Source organism: Shigella sp. SIG3, assembly GCF_053555855.1.
On the sequence record NZ_JBQZXE010000249.1, the window covers coordinates 1 to 1,124 of the forward strand.

Genomic DNA, 1,124 nt, shown 5'->3' on the forward strand with positions numbered 1-1,124 from the left:
ATCAGTGTTACAGGAAATGGGAGGCTGGGAGTCTATCGAAATGGTTCGTCGATATGCTCACCTCGCACCTAATCACCTTACCGAACACGCACGGCAAATAGACTCGATTCTGAACCCATCGGTCCCAAATTTGTCCCAGTCAAGAAATAAGGAAGGTACTAATGATGTGTAACTTATTGATTTAAATGGTGCCGATAATAGGAGTCGAACCTACGACCTTCGCATTACGAATTATAAGAATCCGCTTCTAATTCAAAGCATTACCCCATCAACACTGCGCTCACACGTCCCACTAAATCAAAACATGTAAAGCCTTGCAAGCCATTGCGAGGCCTTATGTGTCTCAGTTTTGTCTCATCAGACACAGCAAATATCGATCAATTGAGACTTGGATGATAGACTTCATGACTTTCAGAACTCATTGATTAAATAAATGTTAAAGTTATTTGTAAAGTACACATCTATAGGTGTGCTGAATACACTTATACACTGGGTAGTTTTTGGTGTATGTATCTATGCCGCGCATACCAGTCAGGCCCTGGCAAACTTCACAGGTTTCGTAGTAGCTGTGAGCTTTAGCTTCTTCGCGAATGCAAGATTCACATTCAAAGCATCGACTACAGCGATACGCTACATGTTATACGTGGGATTCATGGGAATATTGAGTGCGATTGTTGGTTGGGCTGCTGATAAATGCTCACTTCCTCCAATAGTTACTCTTATCACCTTCTCCGCCATCAGTCTGGTGTGCGGTTTCGTCTATTCAAAGTTCATTGTTTTTAGGGATGCGAAATGAAAATATCTCTTGTCGTTCCTGTCTTCAATGAAGAAGAAGCGATACCTGTTTTCTATAAAACGGTACGTGAATTCCAAGAGTTGAAGCCATATGAAGTAGAAATTGTATTCATAAATGACGGAAGTAAAGATGCCACAGAGTCAATTATTAACGCGCTGGCTGTTTCAGACCCGCTAGTTGTTCCGCTGTCATTTACACGCAACTTTGGTAAAGAACCAGCCTTATTTGCAGGGTTAGACCATGCAAGCGGCGATGCTGTAATTCCTATTGATGTCGACCTGCAAGACCCTATTGAGGTTATCCCTCATCTTATTGAAAAGTGGCAGGC

2 protein-coding genes and 1 pseudogene are annotated in these 1,124 nt (G+C 42.2%); all 3 read left to right on the forward strand.

Going from position 1 to position 1,124, the window contains the following annotated elements; all coding sequences use genetic code 11:
• Window positions 1–172: pseudogene (locus tag ACUU1I_RS20665) on the forward strand (integrase); the annotation flags it as partial.
• A gap of 261 nt (window positions 173–433) precedes the next feature.
• Entirely contained in the window at window positions 434–796 is a 363-nt protein-coding gene (locus ACUU1I_RS20670) for a GtrA family protein (protein WP_000915846.1), read from the forward strand.
• Window positions 793–1,124: glycosyltransferase (locus ACUU1I_RS20675; RefSeq protein ID WP_449144918.1), on the forward strand; the 332-nt coding region annotated here is incomplete at its 3' end. The genes ACUU1I_RS20670 and ACUU1I_RS20675, both read left to right, overlap by 4 nt.

What these genes read in the sequence shown, in the direction of transcription:
- ACUU1I_RS20670 (WP_000915846.1), top strand. Translation starts at nt 434, where the DNA reads ATGTTAAAGTTATTTGTAAAGTACACATCTATAGGTGTGCTGAATACA.